This is a genomic window from Edaphobacter flagellatus (genome assembly GCF_025264665.1).
GTDB classification, from domain to species: Bacteria; Acidobacteriota; Terriglobia; order Terriglobales; family Acidobacteriaceae; genus Edaphobacter; species Edaphobacter flagellatus.
On the sequence record NZ_CP073697.1, the window covers coordinates 816,049 to 838,901 of the forward strand.

Here is a 22,853-nt window from a genome sequence, read left to right on the forward strand (position 1 = left end):
TTGTTGTGCTCTTTCTCCTGTTGGGCTCGATTCTTCTGTCTGGCTGCAAGCACAAGCCGGAACCGGATGAAACAAAGACGAGTGAAGCCGAAACGATCGAAAAGAAAAATGAAGTCGAGATGTTGTTGCCTGCGCAAGGGCATATCGGGCTCAAGGTTGCGGCGGCCAACATCACGGCCTTAAACGAATACTTCCGCGCAGTCGGGACGGTGCAACCGATCGACAGCCGGGTCGCGGAGGTCTCCCCGCTCTCACGTGGCCGCATCGTGGAAGTGAAAGCGAAGGTCGGTGATCGCGTTCGCGCCGGTCAGACCCTCGCGCTGTTCGACAACCTGGAAGCGATTGATCTGTCCGCGCAGGAACAATCGGCACGAGCCGAGATTGCAAAGCTCAATGCTCAACTTGTTCCGGCCACGCGGCAGACGGAGCGCTCACGCCACTTGGCCGATATCGGCGCGAGCCCGGAGAAAGAAGCGGAGTCCAGCAAGGCGGAAGAACAAGGCATCCGAGCAAGCATCGAATCCCAGCAAGCGGTTCTTCGCGGAATACAACAACGCCTGCATCGTTACGGCGCGACTTCCAGCGCCGAAGGTTCCATTACCGCTCTCAAAGCGCCGTTCAGCGGCGTGGTCACCAAGGCCCCTGTCTCGTCTGGCGAAGTCATTGAACCGGGACGGGAGACGTTTACGGTCGCGGACCTTTCGCGTGTATGGGTTCAAGCTGAGGTGTATGAGAAAGACCTGGGCCGGATTCGCTTGGGACAAGACGCCTCGATACGAGTCGATACGTATCCGAACGAAACCTTCGGAGGTCGAGTCGCGTATATCAGCGACGTTCTCGATCCTCAAACAAGAACGGCACGGGTGCGGTGCGAGGTTGATAACCGCGACATGCGCCTGAAGACCGATATGTTCGCGAACATTGAACTCCCCACTCGATTCAGCAAACAAACCCTTGCCGTTCCATCCAGCGCCCTGCAGGAAGTAGAGGGAAAGAACGTTGTGTTTGTGCAGCTAGCTCCAACCCGGTTTGAGGTACGTCCGGTCGAAAAGGGCGTGACAGTCAACGACCTGACGGAGGTAGTCAGTGGACTGAAACCGGGAGAACAGGTGGTTTCCCAAGGGGCATTTCACCTTAAGTCCATCCTCGCGGGTGGCGAACTTGGAGACCAGGACTGATGGGACGCCTTGTTGATCTCGCTCTGCGCTACCGCGTCCTCGTCCTGCTCGGCACCTTGTTCATCGCGGCAATGGGGATTGTGTCGCTAAACAACTTGGCGATCGATGTCGAGCCGGATATCACTCCAAATCAAGTTCTCGTGCTGACGAGGGCTCCAAGCCTCTCCCCGTTGGAAGTGGAACAGCTGATCTCGTTTCCCGTCGAGACAGCGATGAGCGGCCTGCCCGGAACGCGCAGGATTCAGTCGGTCTCCAAGTACGGACTCTCGTATGTCGCGGTGTACTTCAACGATGACATGGATCCATACTTCTGCCGCCAGTTGGTCAATGAGCGGCTGGCGCAAGCCAAAGAGGCCGTCCCGCCCAACGTCGGCGTGCCGGAACTTGGCCCGATCTCAACCGGGCTGGGTGAGATCTATCAATTCAAAGTGACTGGTCCCGGTCGCAGCCTGATGGAGTTGCGCACCATCCTTGACTGGAATATCGCGCCCAAGATGCGTCTCGTCCCCGGTGTGGTCGAGGTCAACAGCCAGGGCGGCGAATTGAAGACGTACCAAGTGGAGGTGGATAACGAGAAACTTGCGTCCTACCATCTGCCTCTTAGTCGCGTGATTGAGGCCCTGGGCAAGAATAATGCCAATGCAGGCGGCGCCTACCTGGAGCATTCTGAGCAACAATCCCTGATTCGTGGAGAAGGGTTGATTGGAAGCCTCGACGATATTGAGAACATCGTCGTCGCCAACTCTCCTACGGGAACACCGATCTTCATTCGCAATATCGCGAACGTACAGTTTGCGCCCATGGTGCGGCGCGGATTTGCGACGCAGGACGGAAAGGGAGAAATCGTCGTCGGAGTAGCCATGATGCTGCTCGGGGAAAACTCGCGTGCGGTTGCCGACCGCGTGAAGGAGGAGCTTGCCGAACTCCAAAAGACGCTTCCTCCCGGCGTCAAAATCGAGACACTCTACGACCGCAAGGATCTTGTGAATCGCACCATCCAAACCGTGCGCAGAAATCTGATCGAGGGTGGCATTCTCGTCATCGCGGTGCTCTTACTCCTGCTGGGCAGTTTCCGCGCGGGAGCCATGGTCTCGCTGGCAATTCCGCTCTCCATGCTGGTTGCGGTGACAGGCATGGTGCAAGCGAAGATATCTGGCAATCTGATGAGCCTGGGGGCCATCGATTTTGGACTCATTGTCGATGGCTCGGTCGTCATCATCGAGAACATTCTTCGGAGACTGCACGAGCGCAAGCCGGAGGAGCCCGTCGAAGAGACAATTCGGCGCGCGGGTGCCGAGGTGGCAAAGCCGATCTTCTTCGGCGTGGCCATCATCTTTCTCGTGTACGTACCGATCCTCACCCTGAGTGGCGTGGAGGGCAAGATGTTCAAGCCGATGGCTGCGACGGTGTTATTCGCACTTGTTGCCTCGCTCGTTGTCGCCCTTGTCCTAATGCCAGTGCTTAGTTGGTATGTTCTTCGCAACCAAACAGAAGAAGGACCGACGCGCATCATGCGGAAGATCGATGCATGGTATCGGCCTGTCCTGCAGCACGCTCTTGCGCGCCCGCTTCTGACCGGAGGAATTGCGGTCGGTCTTTTTGCCATCTCCCTGATTGGTATTCCGTTTCTAGGTGCCGAATTCATTCCGTCCCTGGATGAGGGTTCTATCCTGGTGCAGATGTACCGCGTTCCCGGCATCTCGATCACGGAATCGCTCCACGGGAATGAAATCGTCGAGACGGTGCTTCGCGAGTTCCCGGAGGTGCAGCGGGTTGTCAGTCGAACGGGAAGCCCGGAGGTCGCGACCGACCCGATGGCCATCGATCAAAGCGACGTATACGTCACGCTCAAGCCGATGGACGATTGGCCCAAGAAGCGGAGCAAAGACGATCTCATTGGGGCCATGAAGAAGCGTCTCGAAGAAGAGGCCCCGGGCGCGGTGTACAGTTTCTCGCAGCCAATCCAGATGCGCATGCAAGAGTTGATGGAAGGCGGCTCCCGCAGTGATCTTGCCATCAAGCTCTATGGTGAAGACCTGGACACCTTGCGTCGGACTGCGGATCAAATCGCAGCCACCGTCGCGAAGGTGCGTGGTGCAGCAGATGTCCGGGCCGAACGCGTCGCCGGACTTCCGTACCTGCGCATTCGCCTGCGCCGGGACGAGCTTGCTCGTCATGGCCTCGACGCCGCGTCTGTTCTCGATACGATTGAGTCGATTGGCGGCAAGACGGTGGGAACCATCGTCGAAGGCAACAAGCGGTTTGACATGCAAGTGCGCTTTCCGTTGCAGCAGCGGGAGAGCACTCAAGCCGTCAGCAATCTCCGCGTCGGTGATAACGAGGGGCATTTCGTACCGCTTGGGCAATTGGCTGACATCCAGGATGAAGAAGGCCCCGCCCAGATCAGCCGCGAAGGAGGTCAACGACGGATTACGGTCGAACTGAACGTCCGCGGCCGTGATCTGGCAAGCTTTGTTGCGGACGCACAAAAGGCGGTTTCGGCGAACGTGAGAATCCCGAGCGGCTACGAATTGCAATGGGGCGGCCAGTTCGAACAGCTGCAGAGTGCCAGCCGGAGACTCATGATTGTTGTACCGGCGGCGCTTCTTTTGATCTTCGCTTTGCTCTATTTCAACTTCCGGGCGGTGATGCCGGCGGTACTGATCTTTCTCAATATTCCGCTCGCCGCCACGGGCGGAATCGTCGCACTGCTCTTGCGCGGCATGCCGTTCAGCATCTCTGCTGGCGTAGGGTTTATTGCGCTCTTCGGAATCGCCGTTCTCAATGGCATCGTCCTGCTGACGTACATTCGAGAACTACAACAGGAAGGCAAGCCGCCGCGCGAAGCAGCGGAGCAAGGGGCCGAGACCCGTCTCCGTCCTGTGCTCATGACAGCCCTTGTCGCCAGCCTCGGCTTTATCCCGATGGCTGTCTCCCACGGAGCTGGAGCAGAAGTACAACGCCCTCTCGCCACGGTTGTGATTGGCGGGCTTGTTACGTCCACAGCACTGACGCTGGTCGTGCTTCCAACTCTGTTCTCGTGGATCGAGGAACGCGCTCGGCGCAGAAGCGCAGAGAGAGGTGGCCTTCGCATGTCACCTCAGGCAAGATGAAGGGAACGCAGATGACTTGTGAAGACAAAGCGTGTTGCACCGGCTCTCCACACTCTGAGGCGGATAGCCGGGCCGTGCGAAGACTGCAGTATATTTCGATCGCATGGATGTCCTTGGAAGTAATCCTGGGCATAGGCGAAGGGATTCGCGCCCGGAGCGTTGCTTTGACAGCGTTCGGAGCGGATAGCTTGGTGGAACTCATCTCCGCCTTGGTCGTACTACGGAGATTCCAAGTCGGCCCTGCAGGAGAACGGCGCGCCGCCTTCCTTTCCGCAATCCTGCTTTACATCATCGCCGTATACATTGTGACGACATCGACCTTGGGCTTACTCGTCCCTGCACTCCGACCGGAAGCCAGCGGCGTTGGGATTGTCTTACTCCTCATCGCGGCCATCGGAATGCCGTTACTCGGAAAGGCAAAGAGGCGGCTGGCGCAGAGCACCGCAAGCGCGGCGCTTCAGGCCGATGCGGCACAGACCTCAATCTGTGCCTACATGGCTTGGATTGGGCTGGGGGGACTCTTGGCGAATGCCATCTTCCACGTCGCGTGGGCTGATTCGGTAGCGGCTCTCCTTCTCTTGCCGCTTGTCCTTCGTGAAGCGAATCGGGCACGACGTGGGGAACTGTGCACTTGTGATTAGAGCTGTATCAGGGAGCATCTTCCGCAGGATGCACTTCGAAACCATCGTTTGCGAGAGCGAAATAGCGCTTGCGCATCCAGAAGGCAACATTCACAAGCCCGATGAGCGCTGGAACTTCGATCAATGGCCCAACCACGCCGACGAACGCCTCTCCCGAATTCAGCCCGAAGACAGCGACGGCAACCGCAATGGCCAGCTCGAAGTTGTTGCCTGCAGCCGTGAATGAGAGCGTGGCTGACTGGGCGTAATCAGCCCCCAGCTTCTTGCCCATCCAGAAGCTGACCAAGAACATGATGAGAAAGTACACGACGAGCGGCACGGCAATTTTGACCACGTCAAGGGGCAACCGCACGATGAGGTCACCCTTCAACGAGAACATAACTAGGATGGTGAACAGCAATGCGATGAGTGTGAGCGGGCTGATGCGCGGAATGAACGTGGTGCGATACCACTCTTCGCCTTTGGCGCGGATAAGGACAAAGCGTGTCAGAAAACCGGCGACAAACGGAACCCCGAGGTAGAGGCCGACACTCTTAGCAATCTGTCCAATCCCGATCTCGACCACGCTGCCTTCCAGACCGAACCACTTGGGAAGTACGGTTAGGAAGGCCCAGGCGTAGAGGCTGTAAAAGAGAACCTGAAAGACGCTGTTGATGGCGACCAGTCCGGCAACGTAATCCGTATCGCCTTCGGCCAGTTCATTCCAGACCAGCACCATCGCAATGCAGCGGGCAATACCAATCAGGATGAGGCCGCGCATGTAGGCCGGTTCGCTGCGCAGAAACACGACCGCGAGGACAAACATCAGTGCTGGGCCGATGAGCCAGTTCTGTACCAGTGACAGTCCAAGCACCCGCTTGTTGCGGAAGACCTCGCCCAGCTTTTCGTAGCGCACCTTCGCCAACGGTGGAAACATCATGATGATGAGGCCGATGGCGATCGGGATATTCGTCGTGCCCGTCTGAAAACGATTCACGAACGATGCAGAACCGGGGATGAAGTGGCCGATGCCGACACCGATGGCCATGGCGAGAAAGATCCAGAGCGTCAGAAAGCGGTCCAAAAACGACAGCTTCTTCCGTTGGTGAGGGGCGCAGACACGTCCTTGGGTCATCGGAGCAGTGGACATTTATTTGCCTTCCAGACTGACAAGCGATTCGTTGGGAATGGGGAGAGGGGCACCTTGCAAGGCTACGAACGTTGCGGGACTGCAACATGCCTTCGTGAGCTTGGCGCGGTCACTTTGCATGGCTTTGTCTTCCTTGAGCCATGCGAGAGTCTGATGAAAGACCTGGGCAGCACCGATGTTGGACGGCATCACGATGCGATAGTGCATCCACTTGCCTTCGCGCCGCGCTTCGACGATTCCGGCCCGGCGAAGATAGGCCAGATGACGGGAAATTTTGGGCTGTGACTGCCCCAGAATCTCGACGAAGTAACAGACACAAATCTCCTGGTCGCCCATAAGGTTCAACAATCGGAGACGGGTGTTGTCGCCGAGCGCCTGAAAGAAGAGTTCCATGTTGAAATGCGAAGCCTTTGCCGCCATGCCTTACTTATACGCCTTGACGTATGTGTCCGCAAGGGATACATTCGGGAAAACGTATGTATTGGAGGTGGCATGGCCAACGAAGTCTTGGAATCGGTGAAGTCGAAGTATGGTGCGGTCGCAGAGAGCACCCTGTCGACGAATGACGAGGGTGTCCGCGCGGTGGCGGAGGCATTTGGATACAGCGCCGAAGAGTTGACCTCGATTCCTGCCGAGGCCAACATGGGTCTCTCTTGTGGCAATCCCACGGCGACGGCAAACATCCGTCCGGGCGAAGTAGTCGTAGACCTCGGCTCTGGCGGTGGCCTCGATGTCTTCCTGGCTGCCCGCATGGTCGGTCCAACCGGACGCGCCATCGGCATCGACATGACGCCCTCGATGATCGAGCGTGCGCGTGAGAACGCAGCGAAGGGTGGCTATACGAACGTTGAGTTCTGCCAATCGACGATTGACCGCATTCCGTTGCCGGATGATTCGGTCGATTGCGTCATCAGCAACTGCGTCATCAATCTCGCTCCCGACAAGCAGGCTGTCTTTCAGGAAATCGCCCGTGTTCTCAAGCCGGGCGGGAGGGTTGCCATCAGCGACATCGCGCTGAAAGAAGAACTACCGGAGGCAGTGGCAAAGAGCATGGCTGCGTATGTGGGCTGCATTGCAGGCGCAGTGCTCATGGAGGACTATCGCAACGGTCTAGCGAAGGCCGGCCTCGAACACATCCAGATTATCGACAGCGGCGCCGACCTGAACGCCTACGCGAAGGTGGAGAACCAGTCGGGCTGCTGCTCCCCGGCGATGGACGGCGACAACGCCACAAGCTGCTGCGCACTTACGGCCGCCAGCTTCCACGAAGAGCTTACCGAGGTGTTGTCCACCTATGACGTGAATCAGGGAGCGGCCAGCGTAAAGATTTATGCGCTCAAGCCATCTGGTCAAGCATGCTGCGGGCCGAACTGCTGTTCCTGATTGAACGACCACAGGGTAAGTAGAAAGCGAGTACAGACCGATGAAGCACTACAACGTCTTGTTTCTTTGCACGGGCAATTCAGCACGCTCGATCATGGCGGAAGCGCTCATGAACTGGCGAGGCAGACCGAACTTCACCGCGTACAGTGCCGGAAGTCATCCCTCCGGCATCGTGCGTCCTGAAGCGCTGAAACAGATCGCAGAGGCAGGGCTGCCGACAGAAAATCTCCGCAGCAAGTCCTGGGATGAGTTTGCCCAGCCGGACTCGCCTCATCTCGATTTCGTCTTCACAGTTTGCGATAACGCTGCGAATGAGGTCTGCCCGGTGTGGCCGGGCCAGCCGCTCACGGCGCATTGGGGCATCCCTGATCCTGTCGCATTGCCGGAAGGCACTGCGGAATCTGTCCATGCTTACTCGCAGGCGTTCCGCACCCTCGAACGGCGCATTTCCTTGTTTCTCTGCCTTCCGCTGGCAAGCCTGGATTCGATGGCCATTCAAAAGAAGATCCGTGAGATCGGGAAAGAGTAGCCATCATCGTGCGACTGCTAGTGATTGGTGGAAGTGATGCGGGAATCAGCGCCGCTCTTCGGGCGCATGAACTTGAACCGGAGGTCGCGATTGACCTCGTGTTGGCGGATGCGTTTCCGAATTACAGTATCTGTGGCCTGCCCTTCTTTCTCAGTGGCGAGACGCCGGACTGGCACATGCTGGCTCACCGCACGACCTTCGACGGCATCACGATACATCCCGAACACCGCGCCGAAAGGATTGACTTAGCCAAACGCAAAGTGTACGTCACCCATTCCGCTGGAGCGCGGGAGTTCTCTTACGACAGGTTGCTGCTGGGCACAGGCGCTCGTCCAAGACAATTAAGCATTCCGGGTGAAGAACTGCCTGGAGTCTTTCTGCTGCACACCATGAAGGACAGCTTCCGCGTTAACGACTTTCTGGAGGAGGCCAAACCAAAGCGGGCTGTGATTGTCGGAGCAGGTTACATCGGACTGGAGATGGCGGATGCACTGACCCACCGCGGAATCGAAGTCACTGTCATAAGCCGTCCAGCAACCACCCTCCCCACGGTCGATGCGCCATTGGGAGAGAAGGTCGCCACTGAGCTGCGAAAGCATGGTGTGGATGTCCTCGCCAGCACAGAGGTGCGTGAGATTACACAGGCAGGCGACCATCTTCGCGTGCTTACCTCTGTGGGGTACCGGGACTGCGAGATGGTACTGGTCGCAGCGGGCGTCATCCCCAACACCATTCTTGGCGAACAAGCGGGTTTCCCGACTGGCGAAGGCGGAGCGTTGCGGGTAGATCGGCAGATGCGGACAGGCGTCCCGGATGTCTTTGTCGCGGGCGATTGCGGGGAGACGTGGCACCGCCTCTTAGAGCGCAACATCTATCTTCCGCTTGGCACCACAGCTCATAAACAGGGGCGGGTCGCCGGAGAAAACATGCTTGGCGGAAGCCGTGAGTTCGCTGGCTCATTGGGAACACAGGTCGTCAAGATATTCGACCTGGTGATTGCGCGAACCGGGCTGCGTGAGCACGAGGCACGAGCTGCGGGTCGTGCGCCATACACGACCGACATCGTTGTGAATGACCACAAAGCCTACTATCCCGGCGCGACGCCCATTCAGATTCGAGTCACTGCGGATCGCGAGAGCGGAAAGCTGCTGGGCGCGCAAATGATCGGAGCTTACAAAGCGGAGGTCGCCAAGCGCATCGACATCTTCGCCACAGCACTTTTTCACAGAATGACGGTCGATCAGGTTTCGGACCTCGACCTCAGCTATACTCCACCGCTGAGCAGTCCATGGGACCCCGTCCAAATGGCATGTCAGGCATGGTCCAACACTCACAAACCCATCTCTGGAGGAGTTCATGTTTAACGTCATCTTTGCGTGTGTACACAATGCTGGGCGGTCTCAGATGGCCGCTGCATTCTTCAACCATCTGGCAGACCCGCACAGGGCAAGGGCCATATCGGCCGGAACGGAACCCGGCGAGCGCGTCCACCCCGAAGTACAGGCGGTGATGCAGGAAATTGGGATCGACCTTAGCGGCGCGAAACCTCAGAAGTTAACGGAGGAACTGGCGAGGGAGGCCCAACTGCTCATCACGATGGGATGCGGGGACAAGTGCCCTTATGTCCCAGGACTGCGCCGCGACGATTGGCCACTCCGTGACCCCAAGGGGTTACCGAGTGAAGAAGTGCGAGGCATTCGTGACGAAGTGCGAGAGCGAGTACGGGCGTTGATCTCTACCGAGAGGCTATAGAGAGCACGATATCCCTCTTTGATCAGGCGCCTTCAGCATGCCAAAACCTGCTCTCACGATGTGCCTGGTGGCCTCTCTGCGAACATTCCCCTAAGCTGTCAACCTCCATTTCTCTTTCAAAGCGGAGGTCGGGCCTAGGAATCGAGCGTGGGCACGTACAAGGATCGCAGCACTCCACAATGCGTCCCCACGCTCAATAGACGTCACTTGGATGTGGCAATGGAATTGACAACAATTGTGCTCTTTGACATCGCCCCTTTTACCACGACCTTTTCTCCGGCAAATTTATCGATCTGCGCCTTGTCGCCTTTCAAGATATAGACTTTGCCATCACTGACGAGGGCGAAGTCCGAGCCCTGCTTGACACATGCGCGGGTGCACTTCGCGGAGGTCGCATCTTTCATCATGTGGTGCGCTCCGCACATCGCATCGCTCACCGTGCCTGTGAAGGTTTGTGTTGTTTGCGCGGCTGAGAGGGCAACGCCAAGTATCAGAATGGCCGTGGACGTCAACAGTTTGTATTGCATTATCAGTCTCCTTTATGTGGTTGATCGGGTTGAACAGCGGAAGGGTCTCGCTAGGGAGTGCGCGAGTTCTTCATCTTGAGAGCTCTTTCCTTCATCATGACGAAGAAGACGGGAACCAGAATCAGAACATGAATGGTTGAGGTAATCATGCCGCCGACGATGGGCGCGGCAATGGGCTTCATCACGTCGGAACCGACGCCTGACTCCCAAAGGATGGGGATCAGGCTGGCGAGCACGGCAGCGACGGTCATGAGCTTCGGGCGCAGACGGTGTACCGCGCCCTCGATGGCCGCAGCCTCGATATCTTCTTCCGACTGGAGGCGGCCCTCCCGCTCCCGATCCTGCAACGCCTCATGCAGATAGACCACCATGACGACACCCGTCTCCACGGCGATACCGAAGAGTGCGATGTAGCCCACAGCGACCGCCACGCTGAAGTTATAGTGCAGGAGCCATTGCAGCAGCAGGCCGCCGCTCAAGGCATAGATGGTGGGAAAAATGAGCACCAGCGCTTCCGTAACCGAATGGAAGACAAGGTACAGCAATAGGAAGATGGTGAAGAGGACAAGAGGGAGAATCAGGCTGAGTCGCTGTTTCGCGCGCTGCTCGAACTGATACTCTCCCGCCCATTGATAGGTGTAGCCAGGCGGTAATTTCAGCCTCGATTGCAACTGACGGTTAGCCGCTGTCACAAAGCCACCATAGTTCGCATTTCTTAGATCGACATAGACGTATCCGGTAAGTTTCCCGTCTTCGTCGCGGATCATCGCGGGGCCTCGTGAGAATGAGATATGGGCGACCTGACCCAGTGGAATCTGTGCTCCCGTCGGCGTTCCAATCAGCACATTGCGCATCGTCTCTGGGCTGTCGCGGAAGTCCCGTAGATAACGGACATTGATGGGATAGCGTTCGCGGCCTTCGATGTTCCCGGCGACGTTCTCTCCGCCGATCCCGGAAGAGACGGCCGTCTGCACATCCGCAATGGTGAGTCCGTACCGCGCTGCCTCTTGACGATCAACTTCGACGTTCACATAGAAACCCTGTGAGACCTTCTCGGCGAAGAGAGAACGGGCCTCCGGCATTGCAGCCAACACGGCCTGGATTTGAGCGGCGATCTGCTCTATGCCTGCCACGCTTGAGCCTTGGACCTTCAGACCGAGCGGGGTCTTGATGCCTGTCAGCTCCATATCGAGACGATTCTGAACAGGCATCGTCCAGGTGTTGGAAAGTCCGGGAAACTGGAGTTTCGCATCCATCTCTTGAATGAGACGGTCATAGGTCATTCCAGCACGCCACTGCTCTCGTGGTTTGAGCATGAGAGTGGTATCGAACATGTCGAGCGGAGCATTATCGGTAGCACTGTCGGAGCGCCCCACTGAGCCGAAAACACTCTGAACCTCTGGGAAGCTACGAAGAACGCGGTCTTGCTCCTGCAACAGGATCTTGGCTTGTTCAATCGAGATTCCCGGTAAAGCCGTGGGCATATAGAGCGCAGAACCTTCAAACAGCGAAGGCATAAACTGGCTGCCCATGCGAAAACCCAGCGGTACCGTCACCGCAAGAAAGATCAGGTTGACGACAATTGTGAGCCAGCGATGACGCAGGCAAAAGCGAAGGATGGGCAGATAGAGTGCCTGCGTAAAACGGGAGATCGGATTCGCGCGCTCCGGGCGCAGCCGCCCCCGGATCAGGATCACCATCAGAACCGGTACGAGTGTGATGGCGAGGATGGAGGACGTGCCGACGGCTAACGTTTTTGTCCATGCCAACGGACGAAACATCCGGCCTTCCTGTGCTTCCAGCAGGAACACGGGAAGGAACGAAACCACGATGATGAGCAACGAGAAAAAGAGTGCCGGACCGACTTGTTTCGCGGATTGAATGAGAATGTGTTTCCGCTCCTCGTTCGTCACCGGCGCCGTATCCCGCTCCTGCCGTTCAGCAAGATGGCGGTACCCATTCTCCACCATCACAATCGAAGCGTCTACGAGCACGCCGATCGCCAACGCCAGACCGCCGAGGGACATGATGTTGGAGGTCACCCCAAGCCAATACATCGGCAGAAATGAGACAAGGATGGCAATGGGCAACGCCAGGATGGCGATGAGCGCCGAGCGGAAGTGAAACAGGAACAAAACGATCACGAGGCTTACGATCACAGCCTCTTCCAGCAAATCCCGCTGCAGCGTCCGAATGGAAGCGTGAATCAATCCGGAGCGGTCGTATGCCGGAAGAATCTCCACGCCGGCTGGGAGCGAAGGAGCAATCTCCTTGAACTTCTGTTTCACGCCTTCAATTACATTCAAAGCGTTCTGTCCCTGCCGCATGACGACAATGCCGCCGACTGTTTCCCCCTCTCCGTTCCACTCGGCGACACCTTCGCGAAGATCAGGACCAAAGGTCACAGTGCCAAGATCGCGCAGCAGAACGGGTGTTCCGTTCTTGCTGCCCACGGCAACGTTTGCCAGATCATCGAGCGAGCGCAGATAACCAAGCCCGCGGATCATGTACGCCGTGCCACTCATTTCGAGCGTGCGCCCGCCTGTCTCATGGGTGCTGGCCTTTACACGGTCGATCACTGTGGAGAGCGGAACACCAGAGGCAAGCAGCTTACTGGGGTCAAGTTGCACCTGGTACTGCCGCACAAAGCCGCCGATGCTGGCCACCTCGGATACGCCGGACACGGTTTCGAGCGCGTACCTCAGATGCCAATCCTGCAAACTGCGCAGGTCCGCAAGGCTATGGCGGTGGCTCTTGTCCACGATGGCGTACTCATAGACCCATCCGGCTCCAGTCGCGTCCGGTCCAATGACCGGATGCACATCCTGAGGAAGACGCCCTCCAATCTGCTGAAGGTATTCGACGACACGGGAGCGCGCCCAGTAGAGGTCGGTGCTGTCGTCAAAAACGACGTACACATAGGAGTCGCTCAACATCGTTTGGGCCCGGACGGCCTTGACGTGTGGCGCGGCCAGCAAGCTGGTCACGATGGGATAGGTCACCTGGTCTTCGATCACATCCGGCGGTTGACCATTCCAGTTGGTATGAACGATCACCTGAACATCGGAGATGTCGGGAAGAGCGTCCACGGGAACATGCTGCAACGACCAGATGCCAGCAACCGTCAGCAGCAGGACGAGAGTAAAGACAAGAAAGCGGTTTTGCGCACAGGATTCGATGATCTTGGCCAGCATCTACATGCCTCCCGTCGCATTGAGACTCATTTGTTTGGTCGCGATCGTCCGGCCGTCTTTCCTGGCCGTAACGGTCACCTGCCATGTCCCCCCGGAACCGAGGGCTCCGGACCCTTCATAGAAACCGGCGCTTTTTTCGGAGAGTTTGGAAGCGGTGTTCATCGCGGCCATTCCCATCGCCGGCATGGCGGCCATGTAGAAGGTCACGGTTACGTCGGCTCCGGTCACGGGCGCTCCGCTCGCGTCGGCGAGACGCACACGGAAGGTGTTTGCTCCTCGCGCCGGAGGATCGGGACTGGTGGTGAATTCGATCTTTCCTTGCGATGCGGTCAGAGTCTCTTTGCCCGACGCACCTGGGGGCGGTGGCGTGAAGGAGCCTGCGGCGGCCTGCAACTGACTCTCGGAGTCGATGAGGAAATTAGCGGAGGTCACGATCTTCTGCCCTGCGTCCAGCCCCTTCGTCACGACGAAGCTGTCGCCGGATGGTGCGCCCAGCGCGATTTCTTTGGGCTCAATTCTTCCGTTCCCGCTGTAAAGAAAGACAAGCGTGCGTGTTCCCGAACGCATGACTGCCGAAGCAGGAATGGCAAGCTGTCTCCCAAGATTCGTTTTGAGCGCGACGTTTACAAACATGCCTGGCTTAAGTTGGATGGCCGGGTTGCTGATTGCGAGCCGAACATGCACGGTGCGCGTCGCCAAATCGACCTGAGGCAGGACCTGTTCGACGCGACCGCTGAAATTCCGGCCTGGATACGCATCGACCGTGACCTGTGCCGACTGTCCTGGACGGACTCGTCCCACGTCGTCCTGAAACACCTGCGCTACTACCCAAACCTCCGCAAGATCGGCAAGGGTGTAGAGCCGCGTTGACGGCTCAACATAGAGATTCGGCAAAGCGTTGAATTCCGTGATGTATCCGGACGCTGGGGCATTAAAGGCGAGGTCGGTGATTGGCTTACCAGTCTGTTTCAGTTTCGACAATTCGCTTGCGGGGACGTCCCATTGGGCGAGCCTCTGTTCTGCCGCATCGACGAGGGTGGCAGCTCCCGCAGCGACACCACTTACGGTGCTTGCTGCTAAGGCTCTCTGATTCTGTTGCGCCAGCAGATACTCCTGCTGGGTTGCAACCAGTTCCGGACTATAGATGGTGAAGAGCGGTTGCCCTTTGCGGACATACTGATAGGTGGCATTGGCGAAGACCTGCCGGATGTACCCCGGAAACCGGGTCTGCACGTAGGCGATTCGCCGCTCATCGATCGCGACCGTTCCAGTAGCACGGATGTCATCGGTCAGTTGCTTGTACTCGACGGAGCCGATCTTCACACCGATACTCTGCATGCGTTCCGGCGAGAGTTGAACGGGGACAAGAGGTGCCAGATTGTCCGCCATCGGTGTCGGAGAGGTTGCCGGTCGGGTATCGTCGGCAGGGCCGGATGCGACCGGCTGGACGGCACTTGGATTCTCACCGCGGGGAAAAGAACTTGCCTTCCGCGAGCGATAGAAGGCCACGCCAGCAACGGCTGCAAGCAACGCCATCCAGACCAAAGAAGTACGAACGATGTATTTGTTCATCGAAGTGTCGCTCCCGTCAGCGTTTCGAGGCGGACGAGGGCCGCTTCGTGGTCTTGCAGCGTCTGTGCGTAGCTGAGCTTGAGCTGTAGGACACTCGCAAAGGATTGCAGCACGCGCGTGAATTGTTCCTTGTTCGATCCATAGGCGCTCAGCATGGCCCGTTGGACTGCCTCGGACTGCGGCACGAGGCCTTCGCGATATTCCTTGAGCAGTTCGGCGTCGCCGGTGACTTTCACGTAGGCTTGCTGGGCTTCCGCAAGCTGCTGTTGCAGGTGAGCATCAAGGGTGGCCTTGGATTGCGCCAGCATCTCCACTGCCTCGCCAATCTCCGCGTCCACGCGCTTCTTTCTGGGCAGACGGAGGCTGAGCGTCAGCATGTAGTAATCGCGGTATTTACGATCCGTGTTTTCGTACTGATATCCGAGCGCGAAGTCCGGTTTGCTTTCCCGTTTCGCTGATGCCAGTTGAGCATCCTGCTTGCGTACCTGGCTCGCATCAATCTGCACTTGTGGATTCTGCTTCTCGATCATGGCCAGCAATTCCACGCCGGTTCTCTGCAGAGGAGTTTCCGCGAGATCGACTGGGATGATATCGGGCGAACTTTGCTCCCGGTGGAGCAAACCCTTGAGATGAGCTTGGATCGCGCTCACCTCCTGATGGTGCATCGTGAGTTCGCGTGTCAATCCGGTGCGTTCGACCTGAGCCTGCAGGATGTCCTGTTGCATCCCCTGACCGACCTTGTAGCGTTCGGTCGCATCCGCGAGTATCTGATCCAGAAGGTCGCGGCTCTGCACCAAGATCGCGAGTGTCTGTTGCAGATAGGCGAGTTGTAGATAATCCGCTTTTACCGCTCCTGCAATGTCAGAGCCCAGAGCAAGAGTCTCCACGACCTTGGTGTCAGCTTCCCGGTCAGCGATCTCGGCACGTAGTCTCAATTTTCCTGGGTACGGCAGCTCTTGAGATACGCCTAGACCGATGTAAGCGAAATCGCTGTTGGAGTAACCCGCGAACGGGCGAGGACTTCCGACGCTGAACTGCTGCAGTGTAAAGGTGGGATCAGGCAGTGCGCTTTTTTGCGGCGCTACCAGCCGGGCAGCGCGGGCCGCATGATCGGCGGCGGCGATACTACTGTTCTGAGTTTTAGCCTCGTCCACGAGTGTGGCAAGAGGCGTAGCTTGCTGCGCCGCGGCGGATGTCGCGACAGCGAGGGCAAACATGGCGATACGCCAAGCAGATACCTGCATTGAAAGTCTCCCTTTTCATTCATCCAACAGTTCACGCAGACGCGCCGATACCGGATCGCACGCAATCGCGCAAGATGAGCGAAAACAGAGAATCAGATTCTGAGGATGGTGATCGAGACGGGTGGAGACGGCGGTGGTGAAACATCTGCCAGGATTACTGGGAGCGCGTAGAACGTCGGCCAGAGAATCGGAACGAAAGCTGTTGGATGGGTAATCGCTGGAAGCAGCAGTGGCGCATGTTGCTGTTTCGCCGTCACCGCAGAAAGCTCGGTCCGCACCTGCTTGTGGCAGCAGGGCATGTCCATGTCCCCACAATGATGGTGCATCTGCACGCAGCAGGAATGCTCCACCGGCGTCATGGGTTCCTCCGGCAACGAGCAGGCCATCGCCGGTACGAAAGACCAAACGAGCAGGAGGAACAAGGCTCCGAGTTGTCGTGCGCGTCCCACGGTCACCTCAGTTTACTCCGGACGATGCATGATACGTAATCCATTCCGGCCTACTGATTTCGCAGCCGCAAGGAGTTCGCGATCACGGACACAGAACTAAAACTCATAGCTGCTGCCGCGATCATCGGGCTAAGAACCACGCCGAAAAGTGGGAACAGAACCCCGGCCGCCAAAGGTACACCCAGCACGTTGTAGATGAATGCGAAGAACAGATTTTGCCGGATGTTCCGCATCGTCGCCTGGCTCAACTTGCGAGCACGCACCAAACCCCGCAGATCACCTCGCACCAGCGTGATACCGCCCGCCTCCATGGCAACGTCGGTCCCCGTTCCCATTGCAATCCCAACCTGCGCCTGGGCAAGAGCTGGAGCATCGTTGACGCCGTCGCCCGCCATCGCAACGATCTCTCCCCGTTGCTGGTGTCGTTTGACGACCTCGGCCTTCTGTTCCGGCAATACGTCCGCCTCAAACGCGACCCCCAGCGTGTCTGCGACCGCCTTCGCTGTCGTTGCGTTGTCCCCCGTCACCATGATGACGTTCAGACCAGCGGCTTTCAGGTCGCGAATCGCCTCGGGTGTCGATTCTTTGATCGGGTCAGAGACGGCCACCAAGCCCGCAGGCTTTTCGTCCACAGCAGCGAGCATGACGGTCATTCCTTGATGACGCAGGGCGTCGGCTTCTCGGGTGAGACCATCGACGTCGACACCAATCTCGCGAAGCATTTCCGCGTTGCCGATGGCAAGATTCTTGCCGTCGATCACGCCGCGCACCCCCTTGCCCGGGACCGACGAGAATTCGCTCACACTCCGCAAGGAGAGCTGGCGCGCCTCCGCTCCCCGGACGATCGCGGCGGCGAGTGGATGTTCACTGGAGCGTTCGAGACTGGCGACCCAGGCTAGAAGCTCGCTTTCCTCAATGCCTGCAGCGGCTTGGACGGCAGTGAGCGTGGGTTTGCCCTCAGTTAAGGTTCCGGTTTTATCGACGAGCAAGGTGTTCACTTTGCCAAAAAGCTCCAACGCCTCCGCGTTACGCACAAGAATGCCTGCACCAGCTCCGCGCCCCGTACCCACCATGATGGCCATCGGTGTGGCGAGACCGAGGGCACAGGGACAGGCCACGATCAGGACCGCTACTGCACTTACGACCGCGTGCGCCAGGCGCGGCTGCGGCCCAAGCATGTACCAGAGTGCGAACGTGAGCACAGCTGCCACAAGGACGGCCGGAACGAAATACGCCGAGATACGATCGGCAACGCGCTGGATAGGGGCGCGGGTGCGTTGCGCCGCGCTCACCATTTTGACGATCTGCGAGAGCAATGTGTCCGCGCCGATCCGTTCAGCGCGCATGGTGAATGCTCCTGTTCCATTGATGGTCCCCCCGACCACCTTCGCTCCAGATGCTTTCTCCACCGGGATGGGTTCACCGGAGACCATCGACTCATCGACAGAGCTTCTGCCATCAACCACCTCACCGTCCACGGGGACTTTCTCGCCGGGGCGGACGCGAAGGATATCCCCGAGGGAGACCTGGTCAAGCGGGACATCGGATTCGCTGCCCTGAGAATCGATCCTGCGTGCACTCTTTGGGGCGAGCCCAAGCAGCGAACGCAGGGCGCTGCTGGTCTGGCCGCGCGCCCGGAGTTCCATGACCTGACCAAGAAGTACCAGCGCGACGATCACTGCCGCTGGCTCGTAGTACAGACCGATCTGCCCATCCCCATTCCGTGCTGTGGCTGGAAAGATCTGGGGCGCGACGGTGGCTACCAAGCTATAGAGATAGGCTGCTCCCGTACCGAGGCCGATCAGAGTAAACATATTCAGGCTGCGGTTCGCAATCGATTGCCACGCTCGCTCAAAGAACGGCCAACCACACCACCACACCACCGGAGTAGCAAATGCAAACTCAATCCACGCCCAGACCTTACCGGAGAGCATATGCTGCAACGGCATTGACGGCAGCATCTCCGAAACCATGAGCAGCAGCAGCGGGATCGTCATCACGACGCTTGTCCAGAAACGACGTGTCATATCCCTTAGTTCGGGATTAGCTTCATCGCCAGTGATTTCGCGTGGCTCCAAAGCCATCCCGCAGATAGGGCAGTTGCCCGGTTCCGAACGAACGATCTCCGGATGCATGGGGCAGGTGTATTCCGTTCGCACGGAGGGTGGAGCTACGGTCGCTGGCTCAAGCGCCATCCCACACTTTGGACAGGAGCCGGGTCCCATCTGATGGACTTCCGGGTCCACGGGGCAGATGTACTCCACCTGTGGACTGCGCCCATCCGGTCTTGCAACCTCGCCCGATCTCTGCGGTTCCAGATACCGTCTGGGTTCGGCATCAAATTTCTTCTTACATCCAAGGCTGCAAAAGAAGAAACGCCTGCCCTGGTGGTCGGAGTGTCCCGCTGCCTTCTCGGGTATGACCTTCATGCCGCAAACCGGATCGATCTCCGCAGCCTGCGGAGCTCCCGGAGTCGGCGCGCAGCAACCGCCCGGACTTGGTGCAAAGTGTTCTGGATCAGCATCGAACTTGGTCTTGCAACTTTTAGAGCAGAAGTGGAAGGTTGTTCCGCGGTAAGTACTTGAGCCCGCAGCCCGCTCGGGCTGAACGGTCATGCCGCAGACCGGATCTTTGATCTCCGAGCTTTTTGTATTGCAGCAGCACATGGCGTTTCTCCTCGTTTCATTACTGCAGACGCACGATCGGGCAATCTCTTACACCCGCGCCCGGCGGCAGGAACAATCCAGGCATTTGTGCTCTGCGCAGGCACCACAGACCGAGGTCAGTTGTTTTGCGATGGCTTTGCGTGCGCGGTGCAGCCGGACGGAAGCATTGTTTTGCGTGGTGTCATGGGTCCTTGCGAAGCTCTCTACGGTCTGGTCGCCGAGATCGATCTGCTGGATCACCTCTCGATATGCGGGCTTCAATTCTTCGATGACTTCATGAACGCAGGAGCAGATCTGTGCCTCCAGTTCCAGCTCATAGCTGGGGCTCAGCTCTTTCGCGTAGTTCTCATGGGCTGCGTTTTTCGTTGTGGTGCGCCGGTAATGATCGATCACGGCGTTGCGCAGGATGCGATAAAACCAGGCCACGACGCTGCTCTCGGCTTCCAGCGCATCCTGATGGGCGACTGCTTTCAAATACGCGGATTGCAAGATGTCCTCTGCGGTGGCCTCGTCACCCACTCTTTGGCGCAGGAATCCGAGGAACCGTTGGCGAAGCGCCAACAGGCTTTCGAACGAAATCTCTCGCGCTTCAACGTGATCCATCATCTGTTTCCTCCTTCCACTTGCAAAGGTGGGCTCCGTTACCCCTCCGGAGCCGTCCTCGCATCAGTGGCTCTTGGCGCCGCTCATGTCCATACCGGCCATGTTGCCGTGCATGCCTTTCATGCCATCCATAGACCCGAGCTTGACTTCGACAGCGACCAGTTGGCTGTCCTTCTTCGTTGCATTGACGACTACGTGATCACCCACCTTCACATCCTTGAGACTGGCCTGCGCCGTTCCCTTGGACACCTTTGTTGTGGCAGTCAACGTGACGGTTTGCGTCTTGCCGTCGGTCGTCTTCACCGTGATATTCGTCGTTGTGATTGCGGTGACTGTACCCATGACATGTTCGACTCCGTTATGGGCATAAGCCGCGCCGGCAAGCGCCAGGATGGCGGTAAGTACGATGAGGATACGTTTCATTGGTGATGACCTTTCCTTGAGTGATTTGTGTGCGGAGCAGCATCGTTGCTGCCCCCGTTCAGAAACTCTTCTTCCTCTTTCTCCTCTTCCATGTCTGCAGGAGTTTTTGGATTCATCGTTTCCATCTGCTGTGCATCAGCTGAAGTCAGTTGAGGAAGGTGGCGGATGAAGCGCACCAGCTTCCAGCTGTCTTCAGCCGAATCTTGACCGCCGAAGGCGGGCATGCCGGACATGCGGATTCCGTTTTCGATGATGTAGAAGATTTCACCATCGGTCAGTGTTTGCGTTCTTGCTCTCAGATCCGGAACCTTCGGATATAAACCGCGACCGAACATAGTGTCCCCGCTGCCATTGTTGGCATGGCAGACCGCACAATGATCTGCGAAATGCGCCATCGCATCGTGCTCGACTTCGGGCGAGTCGGCGACCGGATTGGTGGTCCCTTTGGCAGAAGAAGGCATCGCGGTACTCCGCGCGTACACGGCAAGCATCGCCTCCACATGGGACGGTTCCGCCCGTGCGCTGAATCCACGCATGGCGTACTTCATGTAGAGAAACGCGCCGACTGCCAGCAGCAAGGCGGCGATTGCAGTTCCAAGAATGATCGTGCGCTTTTGCATTCTGGATCACCTCCACAAGGCGCTACAAAGCACCGTTTTCCAAAGGGTGTGATTTCTCACAATGGGTCTCCTCACGCGCTATTCGTTGCTGCCGGAGCCGGTCGCAGGCAGGTTGATGGTGGTAGTACCGCTGCCGCTTGGCTCTGGCTCGGTAAGCCCGCCCGACAGGTTGAAGTTCTGGAGCATGACCGCGCTGTCCCACGCCTCATGGAGCGCATTGAGATAGCCGACCTGCAGTTGGAAAAGCGTGCGCTGGGAGACAAGAACCTGAGGATAGGCTTGTGCCATCGCCTGATACTTCTGCAAGTAGAGTTGGTAGGCGCGCTGCGCACGCGGGATCAACTCCTCGCGATAGCGGTTCGCTGTAAAGCGTGCGGTCTGGTAGGACTGCGCCACCGGCGCTGTTTGCTGTTGCAGGAAGAGCTGGGTACGGGCCACGCTTTGTCGCGCCCGTTCCAGCTCAACCCTGGCGGCGTCTTTGTTGCCTTGATTGCGGTTCCAGAGCGGTATCGCGAGGTTCGCGCTCGCAATGCTTTGGGGGCCGGCGTGCACGTTGGGGTTTTCACGCACCAGCTCTCCGTTGTACTGCTCTCCCGCGCGCAACGTGAGGTCTGGAATCGGCTCACGTCGGGCGTCCTTGAGGCGCGCTTCCGCAACTGCGATCTCCTGCTGGGCGCGGCGCACCTCCGGACTGTTGGCGATGATGTTGGCGACCTGTTGTTCGGTGTCGATCTCAGGCGGATGCTCAAGGTCTCCCGCAAGCAGAGAAGGAGCTAAGGAACGTTGACCGGCGTATGCGGCCAAAGTGCGAAAACGCTGAAGGAATTCCTGTTGCGCCGATAGGAAGTCAACTTTTGCCTGTTCTGCTTCGACTTCAGTTTGCAAAATATCGGGCGCATCGGCTTGTCCCACATTTGCCAGCTGGTGAACGGTCTCGACCGCATCCAAGGCAACGCCTAGAAGTCTGCGGCGGACATCGACGAGAGCCTGCGCGGTTAGGGCAGCGTAGAAGGCACGAGAGACATCGCCATGTACCCGGAAGGTCTGCGCCTCCACGCCAATCTCATCGGATCGCTGTTGCTGTCGATAGATATCGCGACGAGCTCCTAGCTTTCCCCCTAGCACAATGGTCTGCTGAACATAGGCGCCATGCTCGCCGCCCCCGTAGCTTCCGCCACGTATCTGATCCCCCTGATAGCCGATGCTGGGATTCGGATAGAGTCCCGCCTGCTTTGCCTGAGCGGCGGAACGCTGCGCGAGCGCATTGGCTTGGGACACCGTCGGGTTCGACCGATCCGACATTGCCAGGAAGTCGGCAAGGCTCTGCCGAGGTCGCGTTACGACATCTTTGAGCAGCTCCGGGACCGGGTCATTCTTGCCCGTCTTCCGGCTGGGATTTTCCGGTTCCTGCAAGCTGAGCGTGTCATGGGTGACGGAACCCTGTTGTGGGGCTTCAGCCATGGGCATGTCCATGTGCATGCCCTGCATGTTCTGCATGTCGGTGCCTTTCGATGGCTTTCCCGCATCATGCTGGCCCATGTCCGTACCCTGCATTCCATCGTGGCCGGTGTGGTCCATCCGCATCCCAGGCATGTTGTCCATGTCGTGTTGCGGTGTCGTATGCCCGGTGTGCTGTCCCATGTCCATACCGGACATGTCGTGACCCTTGGCAGGCTGCTTCGCCTTCGGAGCCGGACGGCTTTGCTGCTTTGCCGGTTTGGCCGGGCTCTTGGCCGGCATCTGCATACCGGGCATCGAATTGTCCTGGGCGGCGGCTCCTGTCGCAAGTACAAGCGCGGCTACCATCAACGGAAGTCTCATTTCATTTCT

19 protein-coding genes are annotated in these 22,853 nt (G+C 58.2%); 7 read left to right on the forward strand and 12 right to left on the reverse strand.

Annotated elements, in window-relative coordinates:
• Positions 1-20: 20 nt before the first annotated feature.
• From KFE13_RS03295 to KFE13_RS18655, 3 genes are all read left to right on the forward strand, one after another.
• Positions 21-1,178 carry an efflux RND transporter periplasmic adaptor subunit gene (locus KFE13_RS03295; protein ID WP_260705745.1) on the forward strand — a complete coding sequence of 386 codons (1,158 nt, stop codon included), beginning with the start codon at positions 21-23 and terminating at the stop codon, positions 1,176-1,178.
• Complete coding sequence (locus KFE13_RS03300) at positions 1,178-4,291, forward strand: efflux RND transporter permease subunit (protein WP_260705746.1); 3,114 nt, start codon at positions 1,178-1,180, stop codon at positions 4,289-4,291. Before KFE13_RS03295 ends, KFE13_RS03300 begins: the two co-directional genes overlap by 1 nt.
• A 107-nt stretch (positions 4,292-4,398) precedes the next feature.
• Complete coding sequence (locus KFE13_RS18655) at positions 4,399-4,932, forward strand: cation transporter (protein ID WP_390891599.1); 534 nt, start codon at positions 4,399-4,401, stop codon at positions 4,930-4,932.
• Between the two features lie 7 nt (positions 4,933-4,939).
• Here KFE13_RS18655 and arsB read toward each other — a convergent pair whose 3' ends face one another.
• Positions 4,940-5,995, reverse strand: a complete 1,056-nt coding sequence (gene arsB / locus KFE13_RS03305) for an ACR3 family arsenite efflux transporter (RefSeq protein WP_313900677.1) — start codon at positions 5,993-5,995, stop codon at positions 4,940-4,942.
• A 66-nt stretch (positions 5,996-6,061) separates the two neighbouring features.
• Positions 6,062-6,481: an ArsR/SmtB family transcription factor gene (locus tag KFE13_RS03310; RefSeq protein WP_260705752.1), complete on the reverse strand. Its 420-nt coding sequence runs from the start codon at positions 6,479-6,481 to the stop codon at positions 6,062-6,064.
• A 72-nt stretch (positions 6,482-6,553) separates the two neighbouring features.
• On the opposite strand from KFE13_RS03310, the gene arsM reads away from it, so the two are divergent.
• From arsM to KFE13_RS03330, 4 genes are all read left to right on the forward strand, one after another.
• Positions 6,554-7,444, forward strand: a complete 891-nt coding sequence (gene arsM / locus KFE13_RS03315) for an arsenite methyltransferase (protein WP_260705753.1) — start codon at positions 6,554-6,556, stop codon at positions 7,442-7,444.
• Positions 7,445-7,553: 109 nt separating this feature from the next.
• Positions 7,554-7,973 (forward strand): arsenate reductase ArsC, encoded by a 420-nt coding sequence (locus KFE13_RS03320; RefSeq protein ID WP_260705754.1) that lies wholly within the window; start codon positions 7,554-7,556, stop codon positions 7,971-7,973.
• 8 nt (positions 7,974-7,981) lie between these two features.
• Complete coding sequence (locus KFE13_RS03325) at positions 7,982-9,337, forward strand: FAD-dependent oxidoreductase (RefSeq protein ID WP_260705758.1); 1,356 nt, start codon at positions 7,982-7,984, stop codon at positions 9,335-9,337.
• A gap of 40 nt (positions 9,338-9,377) precedes the next feature.
• Positions 9,378-9,725: an arsenate reductase/protein-tyrosine-phosphatase family protein gene (locus KFE13_RS03330; RefSeq protein WP_260706896.1), complete on the forward strand. Its 348-nt coding sequence runs from the start codon at positions 9,378-9,380 to the stop codon at positions 9,723-9,725.
• A gap of 203 nt (positions 9,726-9,928) precedes the next feature.
• On the opposite strand, the gene KFE13_RS03335 is transcribed toward KFE13_RS03330, so the two are convergent.
• The 10 genes from KFE13_RS03335 to KFE13_RS03380 all read right to left on the reverse strand — a co-directional run bounded on the left by KFE13_RS03335 (position 9,929) and on the right by KFE13_RS03380 (position 22,844).
• Positions 9,929-10,252, reverse strand: a complete 324-nt coding sequence (locus KFE13_RS03335) for a hypothetical protein (protein WP_260705761.1) — start codon at positions 10,250-10,252, stop codon at positions 9,929-9,931.
• A gap of 50 nt (positions 10,253-10,302) precedes the next feature.
• Positions 10,303-13,446, reverse strand: coding sequence for an efflux RND transporter permease subunit (locus KFE13_RS03340; protein WP_260705762.1), 3,144 nt, complete (start codon positions 13,444-13,446; stop codon positions 10,303-10,305).
• Positions 13,447-15,018 (reverse strand): efflux RND transporter periplasmic adaptor subunit, encoded by a 1,572-nt coding sequence (locus tag KFE13_RS03345; RefSeq protein WP_260705764.1) that lies wholly within the window; start codon positions 15,016-15,018, stop codon positions 13,447-13,449. It lies immediately after the preceding gene.
• Positions 15,015-16,262 carry a TolC family protein gene (locus tag KFE13_RS03350; RefSeq protein ID WP_260705765.1) on the reverse strand — a complete coding sequence of 416 codons (1,248 nt, stop codon included), beginning with the start codon at positions 16,260-16,262 and terminating at the stop codon, positions 15,015-15,017. Before KFE13_RS03350 ends, KFE13_RS03345 begins: the two co-directional genes overlap by 4 nt.
• A gap of 92 nt (positions 16,263-16,354) precedes the next feature.
• Complete coding sequence (locus tag KFE13_RS03355) at positions 16,355-16,717, reverse strand: hypothetical protein (RefSeq protein ID WP_260705767.1); 363 nt, start codon at positions 16,715-16,717, stop codon at positions 16,355-16,357.
• A 44-nt stretch (positions 16,718-16,761) separates the two neighbouring features.
• Positions 16,762-19,377, reverse strand: a complete 2,616-nt coding sequence (locus KFE13_RS03360; RefSeq protein ID WP_260705768.1) for a heavy metal translocating P-type ATPase — start codon at positions 19,375-19,377, stop codon at positions 16,762-16,764.
• A 48-nt stretch (positions 19,378-19,425) separates the two neighbouring features.
• On the reverse strand, positions 19,426-19,983 hold the full coding sequence (locus KFE13_RS03365; protein ID WP_260705769.1) for an RNA polymerase sigma factor: 558 nt from the start codon (positions 19,981-19,983) through the stop codon (positions 19,426-19,428).
• A 60-nt stretch (positions 19,984-20,043) separates the two neighbouring features.
• A complete protein-coding gene (locus tag KFE13_RS03370; protein ID WP_260705770.1) occupies positions 20,044-20,403 on the reverse strand; it encodes a DUF5666 domain-containing protein in 360 nt (119 codons plus the stop codon).
• Positions 20,400-21,023 (reverse strand): c-type cytochrome, encoded by a 624-nt coding sequence (locus tag KFE13_RS03375; RefSeq protein WP_260705771.1) that lies wholly within the window; start codon positions 21,021-21,023, stop codon positions 20,400-20,402. Before KFE13_RS03375 ends, KFE13_RS03370 begins: the two co-directional genes overlap by 4 nt.
• Before the next feature lie 78 nt (positions 21,024-21,101).
• Complete coding sequence (locus tag KFE13_RS03380) at positions 21,102-22,844, reverse strand: TolC family protein (protein ID WP_260705772.1); 1,743 nt, start codon at positions 22,842-22,844, stop codon at positions 21,102-21,104.
• Between the last annotated feature and the right edge of the window lie 9 nt (positions 22,845-22,853).

Coding starts and splice junctions, on each gene's coding strand:
- KFE13_RS03300 (WP_260705746.1), top strand. CDS start 1,178: ATGGGACGCCTTGTTGATCTCGCTCTGCGCTACCGCGTCCTCGTCCTG.
- KFE13_RS18655 (WP_390891599.1), top strand. CDS start 4,399: ATGTCCTTGGAAGTAATCCTGGGCATAGGCGAAGGGATTCGCGCCCGG.
- KFE13_RS03310 (WP_260705752.1), bottom strand. CDS start 6,481: ATGGCGGCAAAGGCTTCGCATTTCAACATGGAACTCTTCTTTCAGGCG.
- arsM (WP_260705753.1), top strand. CDS start 6,554: ATGGCCAACGAAGTCTTGGAATCGGTGAAGTCGAAGTATGGTGCGGTC.
- KFE13_RS03320 (WP_260705754.1), top strand. CDS start 7,554: ATGAACTGGCGAGGCAGACCGAACTTCACCGCGTACAGTGCCGGAAGT.
- KFE13_RS03330 (WP_260706896.1), top strand. CDS start 9,378: ATGGCCGCTGCATTCTTCAACCATCTGGCAGACCCGCACAGGGCAAGG.
- KFE13_RS03335 (WP_260705761.1), bottom strand. CDS start 10,252: ATGCAATACAAACTGTTGACGTCCACGGCCATTCTGATACTTGGCGTT.
- KFE13_RS03340 (WP_260705762.1), bottom strand. CDS start 13,446: ATGCTGGCCAAGATCATCGAATCCTGTGCGCAAAACCGCTTTCTTGTC.
- KFE13_RS03345 (WP_260705764.1), bottom strand. CDS start 15,018: ATGAACAAATACATCGTTCGTACTTCTTTGGTCTGGATGGCGTTGCTT.
- KFE13_RS03350 (WP_260705765.1), bottom strand. CDS start 16,262: ATGCAGGTATCTGCTTGGCGTATCGCCATGTTTGCCCTCGCTGTCGCG.
- KFE13_RS03360 (WP_260705768.1), bottom strand. CDS start 19,377: ATGTGCTGCTGCAATACAAAAAGCTCGGAGATCAAAGATCCGGTCTGC.
- KFE13_RS03365 (WP_260705769.1), bottom strand. CDS start 19,983: ATGATGGATCACGTTGAAGCGCGAGAGATTTCGTTCGAAAGCCTGTTG.
- KFE13_RS03370 (WP_260705770.1), bottom strand. CDS start 20,403: ATGAAACGTATCCTCATCGTACTTACCGCCATCCTGGCGCTTGCCGGC.
- KFE13_RS03375 (WP_260705771.1), bottom strand. CDS start 21,023: ATGCAAAAGCGCACGATCATTCTTGGAACTGCAATCGCCGCCTTGCTG.
- KFE13_RS03380 (WP_260705772.1), bottom strand. CDS start 22,844: ATGAGACTTCCGTTGATGGTAGCCGCGCTTGTACTTGCGACAGGAGCC.